1 pseudogene is annotated in these 233 nt (G+C 68.2%); it reads right to left on the bottom strand.

Annotated features, from left to right (window positions below):
* Positions 1-233 (bottom strand): annotated as a pseudogene (locus SB771_RS37350) (glycosyl transferase); the annotation flags it as partial.

Below are 233 nucleotides of genomic sequence, written 5' to 3'. Positions count from 1 at the left end.
GCCGGAGCCCGCGAAGATCATCGGCAGCGCCACGCGTGGATCGCGCCAGCGCCGCCACGCGCCGCCGGCAAGCGCGGCGAGCGCAAGCGGCACCACGGGAAAGCCGACGCTCAGCACGGTGCGCAGCACGAACAGACGGCTTTCGTTTTCGGAGCCGAGTTCGGCGACCGAAAAGCCGAAGAAGCGGCCGATGTTGTTGTCCCACAGCCAGAGCTTGAAGAGCGTGTCGGAGC

It is taken from the genome of Burkholderia sp. SIMBA_051, from assembly GCF_046534915.1.
Taxonomy (GTDB): domain Bacteria; phylum Pseudomonadota; class Gammaproteobacteria; order Burkholderiales; family Burkholderiaceae; genus Burkholderia; species Burkholderia ambifaria.
The sequence above is the reverse complement of the archived record's forward strand: the minus strand, read 5'-3'. Positions and strand labels throughout refer to the sequence as shown.